This is a genomic window from Dactylosporangium sp. NPDC005572, from assembly GCF_040605515.1.
Taxonomy (GTDB): domain Bacteria; phylum Actinomycetota; class Actinomycetes; order Mycobacteriales; family Micromonosporaceae; genus Dactylosporangium.
The window spans coordinates 86,662-103,707 of the sequence record NZ_JBEXCY010000017.1 but is presented as its reverse complement, the minus strand read 5'-3'; the positions used below and the strand labels follow the sequence as shown (position 1 = coordinate 103,707).

The following is a 17,046-nucleotide window of genomic DNA, read 5'->3' as shown; positions in this document are numbered from 1 at the left end:
GCTTCGGCCGCCGCTTCACCGGCGACGGGCGCGACGTCGACCTGTGGGAGCCGTCACCGCTCGCCGTCGCCGGCCTGCGCCTCGGCACGGTCGGTGTGATCGCGGCGGTACTGGTGCCGCTCATCCCGTTCGCGATGCCCGCCGGCCTCCTCGACCGCTTCGGCACCGGGGCCGGCGGCGGCCAGGGCGGCAACGGCCGCTCGGTGAGCATGCTCGCCCTGCTCGAAGGACAACTCAACCGGGACAAAGCGTTCGAGATGGTCAAGGTGACCAACGTGAACGACAAGAACCCGTTCTATTTGCGCTTCAACGTGCTGGAGCAGCTGACCAACCAGGGCTTCAACGCCCGGCCGATCACCGATGGCAAGCCGGTCGGCTCGGACCTGGCCGGCCCGAGCTGGGACTCGTCGGTCAAGACGACCTCGTACAAGGCCAACATCGAGGTCACCAACGAGCTGGCCATCTCCTTCCTGCCCATATACACCTGGCCGACCAGGATCGAGCGGATCGACAACAGCTGGTCGTTCGACCAGAAGACTGCGGTGGTGTACTCCAAGAAGCAGACGACAGCGAAGCAGCAGTACACGGTCGAATACCTCCGGCCAGACATCACCGACCAGGATCTGCGCAAGGCCGGGTCGCTGAACCCCAACGACACAGCGCTCAGGGACGTGCTCGCGGCGCCGGCGAACCCCGTCGTCAAGAACACGGTCGCCGAACTGATCAAAGGCAAGACGACGCAGTACGACAAGGTCAAGGCGATCCTGGACCACTTCTCGCCGTCGAACGGCTTCGTCTACGACCTCACTACCGGCCCCAACACCGGCGGTACCAAGATTGCCGGCTTCCTTGAGAACAAGCGGGGCTACTGCGTGCAGTACGCGGCGGCGTTCGGCTGGATGCTGCGGGAGGCGAGGATCCCGTCGCGAGTCGCGTTCGGCTTTGCCCGCGGAGGTGCACGTCAGGGCGACACGATGACGCTGACGAACTTCAACCTGCACGCCTGGACCGAGGTGTACTTCCCCGGCTACGGCTGGCTGCCGTTCGACGCGACCCCAGCGGCCTCGATCAGCGGCTCGGTCACCCCGTCCTACCTGCCGCAGGCGAACGACACCGCCACCGATGACGACCTGCCGAACCGGCCAGGCGGCGTCCCGGAGACCGACCCGTCCGCGAACGCCACCGCGCCCGGCAACGACCAGGGCAACAACCCGGGCACGGTCGACAGCGGCCCGCAGACATCCGGGAACAACGTCAGGCAGACGGCCCTGATGGTGCTCCCCTGGGCCGGCGGTGGCCTGCTGCTGCTCCTGCTGCTGCTGAGCCCGGCGATCTCTCGCAACCGCACCCGGTCCAGGCGCCTCGCGTTCGCCGTGGCCGGCCCGTCGATGCCCGTTTCGTATGGTTCGTCGGGCGGCATCGAAGTGGTGCCCATGCCAGCCGATGACCAGTCATACGCGCGGGCCCGCTCCGACGCCCACAAGGCGTGGGACGAGCTGATCGACCTGATGGTCGACTACAACGTCCCGACCGACGCGGCCGAGACGCCGCGCGCGACGGTCGAGCGCCTGGTCACCGAGGAACGGCTCCGCGACAAGGCACAGGAGAGCGTCAACCTGCTCAGCGCGGTCGAGGAGCGTGCACGGTACGCCCGCCACCCGCTCACCGGACAGGAACTGCGCAGCGCGGTCGGCGCCGTCCGGACCGCATTCGCCGAACGCGCACCGCGACGGACCAGGATCCTGGCCGTCCTGCTGCCCCCGTCGGTCCTGCTCAGATGGCGCGCGAGCCTCGGCACCCACCTGAGCACCGTGGCCTTGTCCGGCAGCCGCGGCCGGGAGCAGCTGATGCGGGCCCTGAGCGTCCGCGGCTCCGAAACCCGGCATGACGGACGCCAATGACGGCAATACCACGCCGCGCTGAGTTCCGGCAGCGGAGATCAGCCGCTTCGACGGTCGACAGGCGTCACCGCGTACGGGTAGTCGGCCGGTCGCCGGTCGGGGTCGGAGTATCGTCGTACCGTGAAGGTATCGGGTGTCCGCACGACCGCAGATACACCCGTCACGCTGCTGTTCGTCGAGACCGGCGTGCACATCATCGACCACAGCACCTACCGTGGCCGGCTATTGCGCAGCTCCGGCGGCGCGGTCCTGGCGGCTTTCGGACTCGGGGCCATTGGCCTCGGCGTCGGGCATGCCGTCAGCCCTGGTCTCGGCATAGCGTTGACGGTGTTCGCGCTTGTCCTTACCGTCGTAGCCGGCGTCGTCGGCGCTGTGGTGTGGGTGCTGGATCTGCGTGCCGAGTACGCGATGCGCCACAACGCTACGGTGCCCGCTATTGCCGTCGATGCGGTGCGCTGGGCCAACAGCAAGCTGGACCATGGACGGGTCGAGGTCACCGTCGGCATGGCTGATGGCACTGTCCACACCTTCCACGCCGTCGGGATGGCCGGACAAGAGCTGGCACGCCGCTTCGCGCAGTTCCTCGCCGTCAAAGGCTCACCCGACGCCGAGGCCGTACCGGACAGCGGCGACCGAGCCGCGGCTGCTACCTCAGCCCAGCCGGATTCCCAGTAGCCGCCACGTCCCGTACGCCACGGCGCTACTTGCGCAGGTGGCGGCCGGGCCGATGCTCATGGTGGCGGACATCTACGACGTGTACGTGGTCCACGATGTTGAATCCTGATGCGTGGTGAGCACCGCCGTGTGGCTGCAAGCGCCGTCATTCCCTGGCGACCGCGGGCGGCGGAGGTGCCGGCCAGAGACCGTCTGGCGCCAGCCTCGACAGCGGAATGTCAAGGGCACAGGCGAGCAGGTAGGCCGTGGAGAGCGTTGGTACGAATCTACCGCTCTCGAGGTCTCCGATGTGGGAACGGTTGTGCCCGGCGCGCTCGCCGAGCTCGTGTTGGGTGAGGCCGGCGGCTTGGCGGTGGTGCTTGAGCTGCTGGCCGAAGGCGATGGCGAGTTGGCGGTGATCTGGTCTGGACACGCGACTACCGTGGGTTCGCCGACGCTGACCGGTAACCCAGACCTCCAAGCGTCTGGTCATCGACACCGCACACTACGCCGCTCCTCTGCGCCAGACCGTCTACTATTTGTCATCGTATGTGTCTTCGACAAGTGGTGCAACGAGCGCGACGGCAGGTGACCAAAGAACCGGCGCTGCGCCCAACGCCGTCACGGCTCTTTGACCACCCCGCTGCACGCCGTAGCTGGGTTCCGGGTCGCCGATGCGGACCAATCGCGAGGTCACGACCATTTTCGCGACCTATCAAGAACCACATCGATAAACGTAGACGCCCTCGCATGTGGAGGATGCCAGGCAGGCGACCGCTTTCCGCTCATGCGGTGGCGGCAGCAGCCGGGTCCAGCGAATCGCCGGGAAACGGGGGAAGCTCGGTCAGCGCCGGCGGGCGGCATTGTCGGAGAGCTGACCCGCGCTGTCGCCCTACTATGCAACACCGTAGATTGGCCGCGTGATTCCGACGCGTGAACCGGCGCCGGTACGGCCGGTCGGGGTGTTCGCCGAGTCGCGCCGGCTGCGGCTGGTGGCGGCGACCGTCGCCGGCGTGTTGGGTGGCGTCCCGCTCGCGCTGGCCGACGCCGAGCCGGCCGCCGCGCACGTGGTGGTGGCCGCCGACCATCCGGTGGCCGGCGGCCGGAACGTGACCATCCGGTTCACCGCCGACGCTGACGGCGCTTCCACCGGCCTGACGGCGGTGCGGGTGCTGCTGCCGGACGGGCTCGGCCCCCGCGACGTCCGCCCGGCCGGGGCACCCGCCGGATGGACGTTCACCGCGGAGCGGGACGGCTACCAGGTGTCCGGGCCGGCACTGGCGGCCGGTCAGGCCGCGGTACACGCCGTGACCGTCGCAGAGCTGCCGCGCAACACCGACCGGCTGGCGTTCCGGACCGTGACGACCTTCAGCAACGGCGCGACCGCCCGGTGGGTCGATCTGCCGCTGCCGGACCGACCCGAGCCGGCGAACCCGGCGCCGGTGCTCCTGCTGCGGTCGGCGTCGAGTTCGGCGTCCGTCCGCGCCACCCCGGCCGGCACGCCGCCCGCGGCGGACAACCCGGCCGCGCCGCTCGCGGTCCCGCGCGCCGCAGGCCACGGCCTGCTGCCCGCCGCCAAGGCGGCGCTGTGGGCGATCGCGGGTCTGGCCGTCCTGCTCGCCGTCGGCCTCGCCGGGCTGGTCGCGCGGATGTCGCGGCGGCGCAGAGGCACAGTCGACACGCCGGGCTCCCGCTGATGCTGACCGGTCGCGCCGCTACCGATGATGGGCAACCGCAGCGAGGGACTCGGCGTCGTCGGGTTCGGTACGGATCGTGGCGCCCGCGAGCCAGGCACCGAAGGCTGCAGCCGGCGCTCGGCTTCCTCGCCGTGACGCTGGTTGGGCTCGACCGAGTGAACCGCCCCCCATCGGCGGCGTCCGGGCCGCGCGCTACGGGCCGTCGTCTCCGAACCGACGGACACCGCACCGGCTCACAGTGTCTCCGGCGCGTGGGCCGGACAGATGGCGACCTGCTCGCCCGGCGAGCTGATGGTTGCCGGAGGCAGCTGCGTGCCCGGCGAACGCGGGCGCGGACAGACCCGCCAGCGCGACCGCGGGCAGCGGCACCACCCAGCGGACGTCCAGGACGAGACGGGCGCCGGCCGCCGCGACGACGGCCGCCGTCGCGGAGACCAGCAAGGCCCGGCCCTGCACGAGGTCGAGCAGGAAGCTGGCGGTCGCCGGCCCGCGGACGACGTCGGCCGCCGGAGCGCCCAGCAGGTCCGACACGGTCAGGATCGCCTGTACCACGACCGCCACCAACCACGCGGCAGCGGCCAGGACAGCGGCCCGGAGGGCGCGGTAACCCGCGACGGACACCGTCAGGCGACGCCCCTGCGGCTCACGTTGTACCGGCGTCAGGCACACCGCCGCCAGGAGCAGGCCGAGGGTGACGGCGCCGGCGACGTCGCTCAGCACGCGGGCGGCCGGGAGCCCGAAGGTGGTGAGCGGACCGGCCACGGTCAGGCCCGGCAGCGCTGTCGTGTCGGCCGCGCCGCCCATGTACACCACGCCGGCCGCCGCGGCGACCGAGGCGATCGTGGCGGTCGCGACACCGACGGCTGCTCGTCGAATCATCGCTTCGCCACGGACTGCACCGCCACTGTCGACCCCCTCCGCTCACCGTCGTCCGTCACGTAGTCGTCCGGCGGCGTGGCTCGGTTCCCGGAACACTACTACGAAGGACCATAGTAGGCGTCGTGCTGGCCCGCCGGCTCCGCGAGCCCCTGGCGGGCAGCCGGTCCCGGCATGAGCACCGCGGTGGCGGCGGCGCCGAGCACGCACACGACTGCGGTGGCGAGCAGCACGCCGGCCATCGCGTCGGCGTACGCGGCGTGGGCGGCCGTGGTAAGCGGGGCGAGGTCGAGCGCGGTGGCGGCGGTGAGCGACTGCTCTGCCGCGGCGGCGACGGCCGGCGGTAGGTCGCCGGTGTCGAGCCGCCAGCTGTACGTCTGCGACAGCAGACTGCCGAGCAGGGCAACGCCGAGCGCGCCGCCGACCTGGCGCATGGTCATGGTGACGGCGATGCCGGCCCCCGACCGCGCCGGCGGCATCGCCGCGAGCGCCGCGTCCATCGCGGGTGCGAGGGTGGCGCCGACACCGAACCCGGCGACGACGTACCAGGTCGCGATCTGGCCGTAGCCGGTGCCGGTGTCGCCGGCGGCGCCGAGCAGCAGGCCGGCCGCGGCGATGAGCAGGCCGGCGACCATTGGGAGGCGGTGGCCGAGCCGGGCCGCCGCCCGGGTGGCCAGGCCCGCGCCGACGACCAGTCCGGCCACCATCGGCAGCAGTCGCAGGCCGGTGCCCAGCGCGTCGAAGCCGAGCACGACCTGGAGGTGTGGCGGCGCGATGAACAGCAGGCCGAACAGGGCGAAGCTGGCGAGCGTGGCGTTGATCGACGCCCACCGGAACCGGCGGTCGCCGAAGAGCCTGAGGTCGATCGCCGGCTCCCGGCGGCGCAGCCCCCACCGGACGAAGGCCGTGAGCATGCCGATCGAGGCGACCAGGGCGGCGACGACCTGTGGCGCGCCCCAGCCGCGCTGCGGTGCTTCGATGACCGCGTACACGAAGCCGACGAGCCCCACCGTCGACAGCAGCGCCCCGACCGGGTCCGGGCGTGGCGGCGCCGGGTCTCTGGACTCCGGCACGAACGCCGCAACGGCCAGGCCCGCGATGGCGACGATGGGCAGGTTGATCAGGAAGATGCTGCCCCACCAGAAGTGGTCGATCAGGTATCCCCCGACGACGGGGCCGAGCGGGATGCCGACACCCATGCCGGAGACGAGTACGGACACCGCTTTGGCGCGGGCCGCGCCGGTGAACAGCTCGGCGAGCGAGGCGAGCGTCGTGGGCATGATGATCGCCGCACCGACGCCGAGCACGGCCCGGGCGCCGATGATCTGCGCCGCGTCGCCGGACCACGCTGCCGCCAGCGACCCGGCACCGAAGACCGCGAGGCCGGCCAGCAGCCAGCGCCGCCGGCCGTACCGGTCGGCGAGGGCGCCGGACGGCAGCAGCAGACCGGCGAAGACGAGCACGTAGGCGTTGACGATCCATTGCAGGTCACTGGTCGTGGCGGCCACGTCAGCGGCGATCGTCGGCAGGGCGACGTTGAGGATGGTGACGTCGATGCCGATCGCGACGACCGCGGTCGTCAGGCCGGCCAGTGCCCACGGTCGTGGGTCGGGCTTCATGTGGCGCTCCTCCCGTGTGGCGGGTCTCATGGATGGGTGCCGTGCTCGTGGCGCACCGGCCAGCGCACCGCGGTGCCGGCCGGTCGCCGTCCCGGTGTGGTCGTGGTCGTGGGCCATCAGGGGATTCCCGCGTCCGAATTCATGGTCACATGCGCATGTTAATATGTGTTGCGTCGACCGGGTCAAGGCTCTCGGCCAAATAGTTCAGCATTTTCTGTATTCACTTGCCAGTGTATGGTGGTGCCGTGGAGACGCTGACCCATGGCCAGGTGCTGGCCCGTTTCGGCCACGCCCTGTCGGACCCGGTCCGGGCCCGGCTACTGCTCGCGCTGCGCGATGGACCGGGCTACCCGGCCGAGCTGGCAGACCTGCTCGGCACTACTCGGCAGAACCTGTCGAACCACCTCGCCTGCCTGCGCGGCTGCGGCCTCGTCGTCGCGGTGCCGGAGGGGCGCCGCTCGCGCTACGAACTGGCCGACCCGCGCCTCGTGCACGCCCTCGGCGACCTGCTCGGCCTCGTCCTCGCCGTCGACCCGGCCGCCTGTCCGGCCGCCGAGACCGAAGGCTGCTGCTGATGGCCGGCCCGCTCCCCCTCCTCGCCCTCGGCCCGCCACCCGCACGCCGGGCCGTCCTGGCCCGCCGCATTCGGCTGTTCGTCGCCGCCACCATCACGTACAACGTCGTCGAGGCTGTCATCGCGATCACGGCCGGCACGGCCGCCTCGTCGACGGCACTCATCGGCTTCGGCCTCGACTCGGTCATCGAGGTCGCCTCCGCCGCCGCCGTCGCCTGGCAGTTCTCCGGCACCGACCACGAACGGCGCGAACGCACCGCGCTGCGCATCATCGCCGTCTCGTTCTACGCCCTCGCCGCCTACGTCACCGTCGAGTCGGCCCGGGCCCTGCTCGGCAACGACCGCGCCGAGCACTCCACCGTTGGCCTCGTCCTCGCCGCGGTCTCTCTCGCGATCATGCCCGTGCTATCCGCCGCCCAGCGCCGCGCCGGCCGCGAGCTGGGCTCCGCCTCGGCGGTCGCCGACTCCAAGCAGACCCTGCTGTGCACCTACCTCTCCGCGGTACTGCTGGCCGGGCTGGCCGTCAACACGCTCTTCGGCTGGTGGTGGGCCGACCCGATCGCCGCGCTCGTCATCGCCGCCGTCGCCGTCAAGGAGGGCCGCGAGGCGTGGCGCGGCGACGCCTGCTGCGCACCCGCCGCCGCGTTGCGGACGTCGGCGGCACCGGGTACCGCACCGGCCGGCTGCACCGACGGGTGCTGCGCCGGCGACAACTGACCCCGGGGGGTGTTGCGCCGTCGCGTAGCATCGGACACGCTGTCTCCGATGCCGCCTAGGAGGTGACGATCGCCATGGCCACACGCGGAGCCCGCGGGTTCGCGGTCGTCACCATCCTGCTGGCGATCGCGGTCGCTCTCATGCACACGATCTCCGAGACGCCGACCGCGGCGGTGTCGGCGACGCAGGCCGTCGCCCAGGACGGCCCGCAGGCCGCCGAAGGCCGCGACCGCTGGGCGTCGACCCTGGCACCCGGCAGCGGGCATTGCGAATGCCCGGAGGACGCCCATGAACGCGGCCATCGGATGTGCCAGGCGACGGCAGTCGCCGGCTCGCCGCTGAGCACACCGCCGCCGCTCGCACCCGCCGGCGCCGCACCGCGGCACGCCGGCGAAGGACTCCTGGCGACCGCCGCCGACGACGCCGCGCACGGCAGCGGCAGCGGCGCACCGGCCCTCACCCAGCTGTCCGTCCTGCGGACGTAGATCGCTCGGACAACGTCGCGTCGCACGTCCGGCCACGCCGCCGGCGTGCCGGCTGATGCCGAAACACCCGATGAGCGGATGACCGCTGCGCGGTGCACCGCCCGTTCTCCGTAACCGTGCGGGCTGCCTGTGCGCGCCCGCCGCCCGATCCTGTCCTGCGAGGCATGCCCTTGAACACCTTTCCAGCCGTGGAATCCCGCCACGGCACCGACCGCTCGCCGGCGTACGGCGACGGCTGGGCCGACATCTACGACACCCTCTACGACCGCCGCGACGACCCCGATGCGGTCGCCGGCTTCATCCGCGGCTGGGCGCGACCGCCCTCCGTGCTGGAGTTCGGCGTCGGCACCGGCCGTCTGGCGCTGCCGCTGGCCGCGGCCGGTCTGCGGGTGGTCGGCGTCGACAACTCGGAAGCCATGCTCGGCCGGCTGGCTGCCAAGCCCGGAGCGGACCGCGTCGACGCACGGCTCGGCGACATGTGCGACCCGCCCACCGGCGAGGCCTTCGGTTGTGTCCTGATCGCCTTCTCGACCCTCTACCTGCTGCCCGACCAGGCCGCCCAGCGCCGCTGCGTGCAGGCCGCCGCGGACCGGCTGGCCGCCGGGGGCGCGCTGGTCGTCGAGGGGTTCATCCCCGACCCGAGCCGCTGGAACGGCGGACACTCGCTGCACGTCGAGGAGTGGGACCCCGACCGGATGGTCATGACGGCCGGCCGGATCGACCCGAGCACGCAGGTGATCGAGACCGTGCGCTTCGCCCGGGCCGGAGCGGAGGTCCACGCGACGCCGAACCGGTTGCGGTACGTGCTGCCGGGCGAGCTCGACCTGCTCGCCGAGCATGCCGGGCTGCGGCTGGCCGGCCGGTTCGCCGACCTGGCCGGCCGGCCGCTGCCGGCCCGGCCCACGACGACCGTGTCCGTGTACGTCAGGTGGGAGGAGCGGGCCCATGCTCGATCATGACGACCCGGGACACCGCGATCCGGGCGCGTCCGCACTCGTCCTGATCAGCGTCGTGAGCATGCTGGTCATCATCGGTTTCGTGTACTCGGTCGTCGCGCGGTGACGCCGCTCGTCGAGACGGTCCTGCACGAGCCGTGCGTCCTCACGTTCCGGCCGGCGGCGCGCGGCGGCCCGCCACTACGACTGACGTCCGTAGCCAACCCCGTCGGGCTCGATGTGATCGTCACGGACGGGTTTGCTCGCTGCGGCTTCGACGTGCGCCACGCCGGCCGTCTGCCGGATCCGGCCGTCGTCGTCGGCGCCTGGCTCCGTGAGCGCATCACGCCACCTCAGTACGCCTACTATCACGCTTCGTAGTTGTCCTTGCGCGAGACCAGGGCGGTGACTATCTTCGGCAGGCGATCCGGGCCAAGGGGACGAAGGAGTCGGTTTCGCGTGCTGCCACGTCGCCCGCACCGCTTGACGCTGCTGGCCGCCGCCACGGGAGTGCTCGCCGTGCTGGCGGGCGGCGGGGCGGCCCGCGCGGAGCCCACGCCGGCGCAGGTGGAGCAGCAGATCGACGAGGCGTGGAACCAGCTGGAGCCGATCATCGAGCAGTACAACCAGGTCCACACCCTGCTCAAGGACAACCAGGCCAAGACGGCGGTCCTGCAGCGGCAGCTCCAGCCGCTGCAGGACCAGGTCGACGCGGCGATGGGCGCCGTCAGCGAGCTGTCGGTGCGGGCCTTCAAGCGCGGGCGGATCACCGCCCTGGACGTGGTGCTGGGCGCCGAGTCACCGGACGCGCTGCTGGGACAGCTCGCGGTCGCGAACGCGATGGCGCGCAACCAGCGCGCTGCGATCGAGGAGGTGCTCGTGGCTCGGGACCGGCTCGCCGGCGACAAGCGGGCGCTTGACGCCGTCATCGCCCAGCAGGCCGAGCAGGACGCCGAGCTCGCCGCGAAGAAGCAGGACATCGAGGCGAAGATCGGCGACCTGCAGAAACTGCGCCAGCAGGTGTACGGCAATGACGGCGGCACCGGCGCGCTCAGACCCGTCGCCTGCCCGGTCGACTACCTCGGCGGCCCCGGCGGTACCGCTGCGAAGAAGGCCTGCTCGCTCATCGGCAAGCCCTACGTCTGGGGTGCCGCGGGCCCGAACGGCTACGACTGCTCCGGCCTGACACTGACCGCCTGGGCCGCGGCCGGCGTCACATTGCGCCACTACACGAGGTGGCAGTGGGACCAGACCAAGCCGGTGTCCAAGGCCGAGCTCCGCCCGGGCGATCTCGTCTTCTTCTACAGCGACCTGCACCACATGGGGTTGTACGTCGGCGGGGGCTGGATGGTCCACGCGCCCACCACCGGCGACTACGTGCGCATGGCGAAGCTCGACGGTCGTCCGATCACCGGCTATCGCCGACCTGGCTGATCAGCGGAACGTCGGCATCGCCGGGTCAGGCTACGATGACCGGTAGTCGACTGGAGGATGTGCCGTGCAGGGGTTCGGGGAGCTGGAAGCCGCGCTCATGGAGCTGCTGTGGAAGCGCGGGACGCCGACGACCGTTCGTGAGGCGCTGTCGGAGCTGCACTGGCACCGCGAGCTCGCCTACACAACGGTGATGACCGTGATCGACACGCTGTACCGCAAGGGCTGGCTGACGCGCGAGCCGGACGGCCGCGCCTACCGGTACCTGCCGTCGATGACCCGGGACCAGTACGTGGCCCAGACCATGCACGAGGCGCTCGTCGACAGCGGCGACCGGGTCGAGGCGCTGACCCACTTCGTCGGCAAGATGACCATGGACGAGGCGGCCGCGCTGCGTGAGGCGCTGTCGAGCTACGAACGCCGGATCTCCGGGCGATGAGCCCGCTGCTGCTGCTGGCGTTCGGCGCGCTCCTGGCGACGACCGCAGCGCCGCGGCTGGCGGCCGCCGGCTGGGCGCCGAGGGCGCCGCGGCTGGCGGTGCTCGCCTGGATCGCGCTGTCCGGCGCGGTGCTGTTGTCGGCGGTTCTGGCCGCGCTCACCCTCCTGCTGTACTGGGACCGCACCCACGACCTGGTCAACGGCGCGTGGCATTTCTGCCTCGACGCGCTCACCGGCCGGCTCGACCGGCCGGCCCAGGTCCTCGCGGGGGCCGGCCTGCTCGGCCTGTGCGCCCTCGCCGGGCGGATGACCGTCAGCGCAGTACGGATGCTCAAGGCGCAGCGAACGCGGCGGACCCGGCTGCGGCTGGCCGTGCGCCTCGGGGCGGTCCCGTCGGCGGTGCCGGGCGCCTCCGTCGTGCGTCACGACGAGCCCGCGGCCTACCTCATGCCGGGCCGGACCCGGCCGGGCCGCGCGGCCGACATCGTCATCACCTCGGCCGCGGTCGAGCGGCTCGAGGCGACCGAGTTGGAGGCCGTGCTCGCCCACGAGCGGGCGCACCACGCGGGCCGGCATTACGAGCTCACGCACTGGATGCGGCTGCTCGCCCACGCGTTTCCCCGGATCCGCTGCTTCCAGGTCGGCCGCCGGCAGGTCGACCGCCTCGTGGAGATGTGCGCTGACGACGCTGCGGCCCGCTCCACTAGCCGGATCGACGTCGCCCGCGCGCTGGTCACCATGGCCCAGCCTGCCCCCGGTATCGCCGGGGAAGGACTGCTGGCGATGCACGGCTCGGACCGTCTGGAGCGGCTGCACCGCCTGCTCACCCCGCCGGCACCGCTGCCGGTGCCGGCCCGCCTGCTGATCCCCGCCGGGGCGGCGCTGGCGGTGGCCGCACCGCCACTGCTGGCGATGTTCGACCGGTACGCCGGCTGGCTACCCACAACGCTCTTCCTCTGAAGCCGTACTACGTCATCTAGTAGACTTGCCCTCTCGCCCGAACGGCCCCGGAGACTCGATGCGCAGCGCGACCACACCGCAGCGACCCGGCCCGGCCAGCTGGCGGCCGGTCGGCTACGCCGTGGCGCTCGTCGTGACGCTCGCCACCGGATATGTCGCCGGCCGCGCGGCCAGCCAGCCGGTCGGCGCCTCCCAAGTCGCCCCACCGGCGCCCCGGCGACGGGCGGTGTGACCCGGTACCTCGGCGCGTACGGCCATCTGGTCGTCGTCCGCGAAGGCGACCTGGCCCTCGTCCACGCCCATGCCGACGACCAGCTCGATGGCGCCATCCGCTTCTGGCTGTCGACCCCGGCACCCGGCCGCTATCGGATGTTCCTGCAGTTCCAACACGGCCAGACCGCGGCCGCCGTCAACACCGCGGCGTTCACCGTCGCCGTACCCTAGCGACTACGATCGTGTGTCGTAGTGGACGGCCGCCGGGAACTTTCGAGGCCTGTGACACGACTACGGTCACAACGACAAACTGAAAAGGTGATCGCCCCCGTGTCAGGTCTGTGGAGACTCCGGGTCGCCGCGTTCATCGCGACGGTCGCTGCCATCGTGGTCGCCGTCCCGGCCCAGCCCGCCTTCGCGCACAACGCCCTGCGCAGCAGCGACCCGGCAGACGGCACCAGCCTCGCCACGAGCCCCACGTCGCTGAGCATGACGTTCCGCGAGACGCCGAACGCTGCGCTGGCGCAGGTCGCGGTGGTCGACGCGGCCGGAGTGAGCCTGACCGTGGGAGCGCCGGCCGGTGCGGGCACGACGTTGACCCAGGCGCTGCGAGCGGTCAGCGCGGCAGGTCCGGTGACGGTCACCTACCGGGTCGTCTCGACCGACGGCCATCCGGTCCAGGGCAAGCTCGGCTTCACCGTCACCGCCGCCCCGGCGAGCACGAGCAGTCCTGTCCCGCCGTCGTCGCCGGCCACCGCCACGGCAGTGCCGGCATCCTCGTCGCCGCCCGCGAGCACGGCCGCCACGACCAAGGCGTCGTCGTCGGGCCCGTCGGCCATCGCACTCGTCGGGGGACTGGTTGCGGGGCTGGTCGTGGTCGGTGTCGCCGTCGCGTTCCTGCCGCGCCGCCGCAAACCCTGAGTCCAGCACTGATACGGAGGCAAGTGTGCAGTTCACGAAGGCGTTCCGCCGGGCCGGCGCAACAGCGGTCGTCGCCGTCGTCGCGGGAGCGATGCTGCTGCTCGCGCCCGGGCGGGCAGGTGCCCACGTCAGCGTCGACGCCGTCGACGCGGTGCCGGGAGGCAACGCCAAGCTGACCTTCCGGGTGCCGAACGAGTCGGCCACCGCCAGCACCGTCAAGCTGGAGCTGATCATGCCGACCGCGACTCCGATCGCGTTCATCACCCTCAAGGCGGTGCCCGGGTGGACCGCCGTCACCGAACGGGCACCGCTGCCGAAGCCGGTCGACACTCCGGACGGGCAGCTGACCGAGGCGGTGACGAAGGTGACCTGGACCGCCACCGGCGACGGCATCAAGGCCGGCTACTTCGAGGAGTTCGAACTGTCTGCCGGCCCGATGCCGGACGTCGACATCGTCGTGTTCAAGGCGCTGCAGACGTACTCGGACGGCGAGGTCTCCCGGTGGATCGAGGAGCCCACTGCAGGTCAGGAGCCCGCCGACCCCGCGCCGGTCCTGCGGCTGGCCCGCGCCACCGCAGGCCCCACGGCGAGCGCCGGCCCGGCGGCGAGCCAGCCGGCCGCGACCAACCCGGTACCGGCGATCATGTCCACCGCCGCGCTGACCGTCGCCCTGGCCGCACTCGTCATGGTCGTGGTGCTCGCCCGCCGCCGGTATCCGGCGCAGTGAGCGGCCCGAGGGGTCACGCTGGACGTCTCGACCGGCGTCACCCCTTCGTGTCGCCGTCTGGGAGCCTCCCGGCGTGTTGGTCGCGGCCTGCCGCACCTCCCCGCGCTCGTCGCCGGCAGCTACCTGGAGCGCCGCCACCACGTCAAGAGCACGAAGCACAGCAGGCCCGCGGCCAGCATCGAGCCGAGACCGATGAGCCGAACCCAGGGCCGGACCCCACCGGCCGCGACCACGTCGGCGACGATCGCGGCGGCGTACCCATGACGTGTCACCAGGCCCTCCCACACTCGTTCCATGCCTAAGTCCCGTCCACCGGTGACACCGGTCCCTCCACCACCGCCAAGCCCCGGGGTCCCGCAGGCATCCCCACGGCCGGGACGCCGCCTCGAGGACGGCGCACCGTCACCGGGACGTCGCGCACTCGACCGCCACCTGCAACCGGTCGACGGCGGCGTGCACATCCCGCATCGCCCGGGCCAGCGAAGCCTCCCCCGCACCGTCGACGGCGGCCAGGGCGAGCGCCGCCTGCACCCGGACCACGGCGGCGCCGACGGCCCGCGCCGACGTGACACTCTCCTGCGAGAGGTGCATCGCCGCCGCGACGCCGAGCAGCCGATCCACGCTGCGTCCGGCGATGCCGAGCTGTTCGTCCAGGAGCGGCACGCGCGAGGACACCTCCCCCTCCGGAGGCAGCGCCACGGCCGCTCGAATCGCCGCCGTGAACTCACGAATCAGGTCCTGTCGCAGCGCCTGCAGCTCCATCAGGCCGGCAACGGCCGACGCCGGCCCCGGCCGGCCGGCGGGGCGAGGCGGTCGCGTCATGGATCGCGCCAGCAGGAGAGCGCCGGCCACCACGGCCAGCACCAGCAGCACGATCGGCCCCATGGGATGCACGAGCGCGAACGCGTCCTCCACGTCCGGCAGGAACGCTGACACCTGGCCGCCCTCCAAGTCCGCCTCTACTATGCCGTATAGTAGCTGGGTGAGCGGCACCGATCAGTAGGGGACCATCCCGTGTTCACTCGACGCCGGACCAACGTGAAGGCAGCCGGCCACTGGTACGACCGGGCGCTCTACGTCGCCGCGACCGTCGCCCTGCTGGTGCTGGTCCTGCTCGTGCCGATCGCCCTCGTCGCCGCGGTACTCGTGCTGCTCGACGTGATGTGATCTCGGAGTCTTCGCGGAGGACGGGTGCAAGAAGTTCGGCGTCGGGCCGGCTGGGTCCGGCCGCGGCGGCTGATGGCCGCGATACTCCTCGGCCTGCCGGCCGCGCTGGGTCTCCCGGCCGCGCCCGCCGTCGCCCACGCCACCGTGGTCGGTTCCAGTCCGGGTCCGGGCACGGTCGTCGCCACGATGCCCAGCGAGATCGTCGTCACGTTCACCGAGGCGGTCCGTCCGGTCGCGGACAAGGTTCGGGTCGTCGCACCGGACGGCACACCGGTGGCCACCGGGCGAACGGCCGCGCGCGACACGACGCTCGTCGTGCCGGTCGGCGCCGCCGGACCGCGTGGCACCTACCTGGTCAGCTACCGGGTGATCTCAGCGGACAACCATCCGGTGAGCGGCGCGTTCACCTTCTCCGTCGGCGAGACGTCTGCCCCACCGGCCGACACCACCGGCGACAGCGTCCGCAGCGACACATGGGTCACGTCCGGCATGTCGGTGGCCCGCTGGATCGGCTACCTCGGGCTGGCGCTGCTCGTCGGCCCTGTGCTCGTGCTCGCCACCCTGTGGCCGCGCAGGCTGGACACCGCCGGGCCGGCCCGCGCGGTGCAGATCGGCGCAGCACTGCTCGCCGCCGGCACGCTGCTCGAGCTGTACCTCCAGGCTCCCTACACGACCGGCACGGCCCTGCTCGACGCCGACGCTGCCGGGGTCGTGGACGTGCTGACGACCGGGTACGGAGTGGCGCACCTGGTCCGCATCGCCGTCGTCGTGGCCGCGCTGCTGCTGTTGCGGTCCGTCGTCGGGATGCGGGCCGCGACAGCCGACCGCGTTCTGCTGGTGCTGCTCGGCGTCGCCGGCCTCGCGACCTGGCCATTGTCCGGGCACCCGCGAGCGTCGCCGGTGCCGGCGCTCTCGGTGGTCGCCGATGCCACCCATCTCGCCGCGATGGCGGTCTGGCTGGGCGGCCTGGTCACGTTCGTCCTGTTCCTGCTGCCACGGGCGAGCACCCGAGAACTGCGCATCATCCTGCCGGTCTGGTCCGGTTGGGCACTGTTCGCGGTGACGGTCCTCGTCCTGGCCGGCACCGCCCAGGCGCTCATCGAGGTCGCCACCTTCAGCGGCCTGACCGGCACGCGGTACGGCCAGCTCGTACTGGCCAAGGCGGGACTGCTCGCCGTCGTCCTGGCCGCGGCCGCATTCGCGCGCCGTCTGACTCTCAGGTACTTCGCCGCGAGCGACGACACCGACGGACCAGGCCCCGAGGACGCCGGCGGCGTTCGCCGGCGGCTCCGCACGGGCGTCATCGTGGAGGTCGCCGTCGTCGTGGTCGTGCTCACGCTCAGCTCGGTCCTGGTGCAGACCACGCCCGCGCGCAGCGCCGCGGCCGCGACCGGACAGTCCGGCCAACCGGTTGTCGTGGTGGTCGGCAGCAGCCTGTTCCAGCTCGAGGTGGACGTCTCCCCGGCCCGGATCGGCAACAACACCGTCCACCTCTACGCACGCACACCCGAGGGCGCCAAGCCGGTCACCGTCGCCGAGTGGAAGGGCACCGTCGCGCTTCCGGCCGCCGGCATCGAGCCCATCACCGTACCGTTGCTGGCGGTCACGGCGGATCACGCCACCGGGCAGATCGCCCTGCCGAGCGCCGGCACCTGGGAGATGCGCCTCACGCTCCGCCTCGACGACCTCAATCAGGCGACGGTCACCGCGAAGGTGCCGGTCGGGTGACAG

The 17,046-nt window shown here is 72.1% G+C and carries 23 protein-coding genes; 18 read left to right on the top strand and 5 right to left on the bottom strand.

Going from position 1 to position 17,046, the window contains the following annotated elements; translation table 11 throughout:
• Positions 1-1,901 (top strand): transglutaminaseTgpA domain-containing protein (locus tag ABZS66_RS12110; RefSeq protein WP_354757134.1); only part of this gene is annotated, 1,901 nt, incomplete at its 5' end.
• 120 nt (positions 1,902-2,021) lie between these two features.
• Positions 2,022-2,576 carry a hypothetical protein gene (locus ABZS66_RS12105; protein WP_354757133.1) on the top strand — a complete coding sequence of 185 codons (555 nt, stop codon included), beginning with the start codon at positions 2,022-2,024 and terminating at the stop codon, positions 2,574-2,576.
• A 145-nt stretch (positions 2,577-2,721) separates the two neighbouring features.
• On the opposite strand, the gene ABZS66_RS12100 is transcribed toward ABZS66_RS12105, so the two are convergent.
• Positions 2,722-2,958 (bottom strand): helix-turn-helix transcriptional regulator, encoded by a 237-nt coding sequence (locus ABZS66_RS12100; RefSeq protein WP_354757140.1) that lies wholly within the window; start codon positions 2,956-2,958, stop codon positions 2,722-2,724.
• On the opposite strand from ABZS66_RS12100, the gene ABZS66_RS12095 reads away from it, so the two are divergent.
• Complete coding sequence (locus ABZS66_RS12095; protein WP_354757141.1) at positions 2,866-3,147, top strand: hypothetical protein; 282 nt, start codon at positions 2,866-2,868, stop codon at positions 3,145-3,147. The genes ABZS66_RS12100 and ABZS66_RS12095 overlap by 93 nt on opposite strands.
• Before the next feature lie 328 nt (positions 3,148-3,475).
• Positions 3,476-4,252 carry a DUF1775 domain-containing protein gene (locus ABZS66_RS12090; RefSeq protein WP_354757132.1) on the top strand — a complete coding sequence of 259 codons (777 nt, stop codon included), beginning with the start codon at positions 3,476-3,478 and terminating at the stop codon, positions 4,250-4,252.
• Positions 4,253-4,444: 192 nt separating this feature from the next.
• Here the strand turns inward: ABZS66_RS12090 and ABZS66_RS12085 are convergent, their stop codons facing one another.
• Together ABZS66_RS12085 and ABZS66_RS12080 are read right to left on the bottom strand one after the other, a co-directional pair.
• Positions 4,445-5,131, bottom strand: a complete 687-nt coding sequence (locus ABZS66_RS12085) for a hypothetical protein (protein WP_354757131.1) — start codon at positions 5,129-5,131, stop codon at positions 4,445-4,447.
• 98 nt (positions 5,132-5,229) lie between these two features.
• Positions 5,230-6,747 carry a DHA2 family efflux MFS transporter permease subunit gene (locus tag ABZS66_RS12080; RefSeq protein ID WP_354757130.1) on the bottom strand — a complete coding sequence of 506 codons (1,518 nt, stop codon included), beginning with the start codon at positions 6,745-6,747 and terminating at the stop codon, positions 5,230-5,232.
• 245 nt (positions 6,748-6,992) lie between these two features.
• Here ABZS66_RS12080 and ABZS66_RS12075 point away from each other — a divergent pair, with 245 nt between their 5' ends.
• From ABZS66_RS12075 to ABZS66_RS12020, 12 genes are all read left to right on the top strand, one after another.
• Positions 6,993-7,322 carry a metalloregulator ArsR/SmtB family transcription factor gene (locus tag ABZS66_RS12075; RefSeq protein ID WP_354757129.1) on the top strand — a complete coding sequence of 110 codons (330 nt, stop codon included), beginning with the start codon at positions 6,993-6,995 and terminating at the stop codon, positions 7,320-7,322.
• Positions 7,322-8,038 carry a cation transporter gene (locus ABZS66_RS12070; protein WP_354757128.1) on the top strand — a complete coding sequence of 239 codons (717 nt, stop codon included), beginning with the start codon at positions 7,322-7,324 and terminating at the stop codon, positions 8,036-8,038. The genes ABZS66_RS12075 and ABZS66_RS12070 overlap by 1 nt, the downstream gene beginning before the upstream one ends.
• 74 nt (positions 8,039-8,112) lie before the next feature.
• On the top strand, positions 8,113-8,523 hold the full coding sequence (locus ABZS66_RS12065; RefSeq protein ID WP_354757127.1) for a hypothetical protein: 411 nt from the start codon (positions 8,113-8,115) through the stop codon (positions 8,521-8,523).
• Between the two features lie 188 nt (positions 8,524-8,711).
• A complete protein-coding gene (locus tag ABZS66_RS12060; protein ID WP_354757126.1) occupies positions 8,712-9,482 on the top strand; it encodes a class I SAM-dependent methyltransferase in 771 nt (256 codons plus the stop codon).
• Positions 9,483-9,581: 99 nt separating this feature from the next.
• Positions 9,582-9,839, top strand: a complete 258-nt coding sequence (locus ABZS66_RS12055; RefSeq protein ID WP_354757125.1) for a hypothetical protein — start codon at positions 9,582-9,584, stop codon at positions 9,837-9,839.
• A gap of 78 nt (positions 9,840-9,917) precedes the next feature.
• Complete coding sequence (locus ABZS66_RS12050; RefSeq protein WP_354757124.1) at positions 9,918-10,892, top strand: NlpC/P60 family protein; 975 nt, start codon at positions 9,918-9,920, stop codon at positions 10,890-10,892.
• Positions 10,893-10,956: 64 nt separating this feature from the next.
• The gene (locus ABZS66_RS12045) at positions 10,957-11,328 is read left to right on the top strand and encodes a BlaI/MecI/CopY family transcriptional regulator (RefSeq protein ID WP_354757123.1); all 372 of its coding nucleotides are present in this window, start codon (positions 10,957-10,959) and stop codon (positions 11,326-11,328) included.
• Positions 11,325-12,287 (top strand): M56 family metallopeptidase, encoded by a 963-nt coding sequence (locus ABZS66_RS12040; protein WP_354757122.1) that lies wholly within the window; start codon positions 11,325-11,327, stop codon positions 12,285-12,287. Before ABZS66_RS12045 ends, ABZS66_RS12040 begins: the two co-directional genes overlap by 4 nt.
• 58 nt (positions 12,288-12,345) lie before the next feature.
• Entirely contained in the window at positions 12,346-12,519 is a 174-nt protein-coding gene (locus ABZS66_RS12035; protein WP_354757121.1) for a hypothetical protein, read from the top strand.
• Positions 12,516-12,731 carry a hypothetical protein gene (locus ABZS66_RS12030; protein ID WP_354757120.1) on the top strand — a complete coding sequence of 72 codons (216 nt, stop codon included), beginning with the start codon at positions 12,516-12,518 and terminating at the stop codon, positions 12,729-12,731. Before ABZS66_RS12035 ends, ABZS66_RS12030 begins: the two co-directional genes overlap by 4 nt.
• An 87-nt stretch (positions 12,732-12,818) precedes the next feature.
• On the top strand, positions 12,819-13,421 hold the full coding sequence (locus tag ABZS66_RS12025; protein ID WP_354757119.1) for a copper resistance CopC family protein: 603 nt from the start codon (positions 12,819-12,821) through the stop codon (positions 13,419-13,421).
• 25 nt (positions 13,422-13,446) lie between these two features.
• Entirely contained in the window at positions 13,447-14,148 is a 702-nt protein-coding gene (locus ABZS66_RS12020; protein WP_354757118.1) for a YcnI family protein, read from the top strand.
• Positions 14,149-14,267: 119 nt separating this feature from the next.
• On the opposite strand, the gene ABZS66_RS12015 is transcribed toward ABZS66_RS12020, so the two are convergent.
• The gene (locus ABZS66_RS12015; RefSeq protein ID WP_354757117.1) at positions 14,268-14,444 is read right to left on the bottom strand and encodes a hypothetical protein; all 177 of its coding nucleotides are present in this window, start codon (positions 14,442-14,444) and stop codon (positions 14,268-14,270) included.
• 106 nt (positions 14,445-14,550) lie between these two features.
• Entirely contained in the window at positions 14,551-15,141 is a 591-nt protein-coding gene (locus ABZS66_RS12010) for a hypothetical protein (RefSeq protein ID WP_354757116.1), read from the bottom strand.
• Positions 15,142-15,162: 21 nt separating this feature from the next.
• Here ABZS66_RS12010 and ABZS66_RS12005 point away from each other — a divergent pair, with 21 nt between their 5' ends.
• Positions 15,163-15,315, top strand: a complete 153-nt coding sequence (locus ABZS66_RS12005) for a hypothetical protein (protein WP_354757115.1) — start codon at positions 15,163-15,165, stop codon at positions 15,313-15,315.
• A gap of 72 nt (positions 15,316-15,387) precedes the next feature.
• Positions 15,388-17,043, top strand: coding sequence for a copper resistance protein CopC (locus ABZS66_RS12000; RefSeq protein ID WP_354757139.1), 1,656 nt, complete (start codon positions 15,388-15,390; stop codon positions 17,041-17,043).
• Positions 17,044-17,046: the final 3 nt, after the last annotated feature.

Coding starts and splice junctions, on each gene's coding strand:
- ABZS66_RS12035 (WP_354757121.1), top strand. CDS start 12,346: ATGCGCAGCGCGACCACACCGCAGCGACCCGGCCCGGCCAGCTGGCGG.
- ABZS66_RS12080 (WP_354757130.1), bottom strand. CDS start 6,747: ATGAAGCCCGACCCACGACCGTGGGCACTGGCCGGCCTGACGACCGCG.
- ABZS66_RS12000 (WP_354757139.1), top strand. CDS start 15,388: ATGGCCGCGATACTCCTCGGCCTGCCGGCCGCGCTGGGTCTCCCGGCC.
- ABZS66_RS12040 (WP_354757122.1), top strand. CDS start 11,325: ATGAGCCCGCTGCTGCTGCTGGCGTTCGGCGCGCTCCTGGCGACGACC.
- ABZS66_RS12085 (WP_354757131.1), bottom strand. CDS start 5,131: ATGATTCGACGAGCAGCCGTCGGTGTCGCGACCGCCACGATCGCCTCG.
- ABZS66_RS12065 (WP_354757127.1), top strand. CDS start 8,113: ATGGCCACACGCGGAGCCCGCGGGTTCGCGGTCGTCACCATCCTGCTG.
- ABZS66_RS12015 (WP_354757117.1), bottom strand. CDS start 14,444: ATGGAACGAGTGTGGGAGGGCCTGGTGACACGTCATGGGTACGCCGCC.
- ABZS66_RS12070 (WP_354757128.1), top strand. CDS start 7,322: ATGGCCGGCCCGCTCCCCCTCCTCGCCCTCGGCCCGCCACCCGCACGC.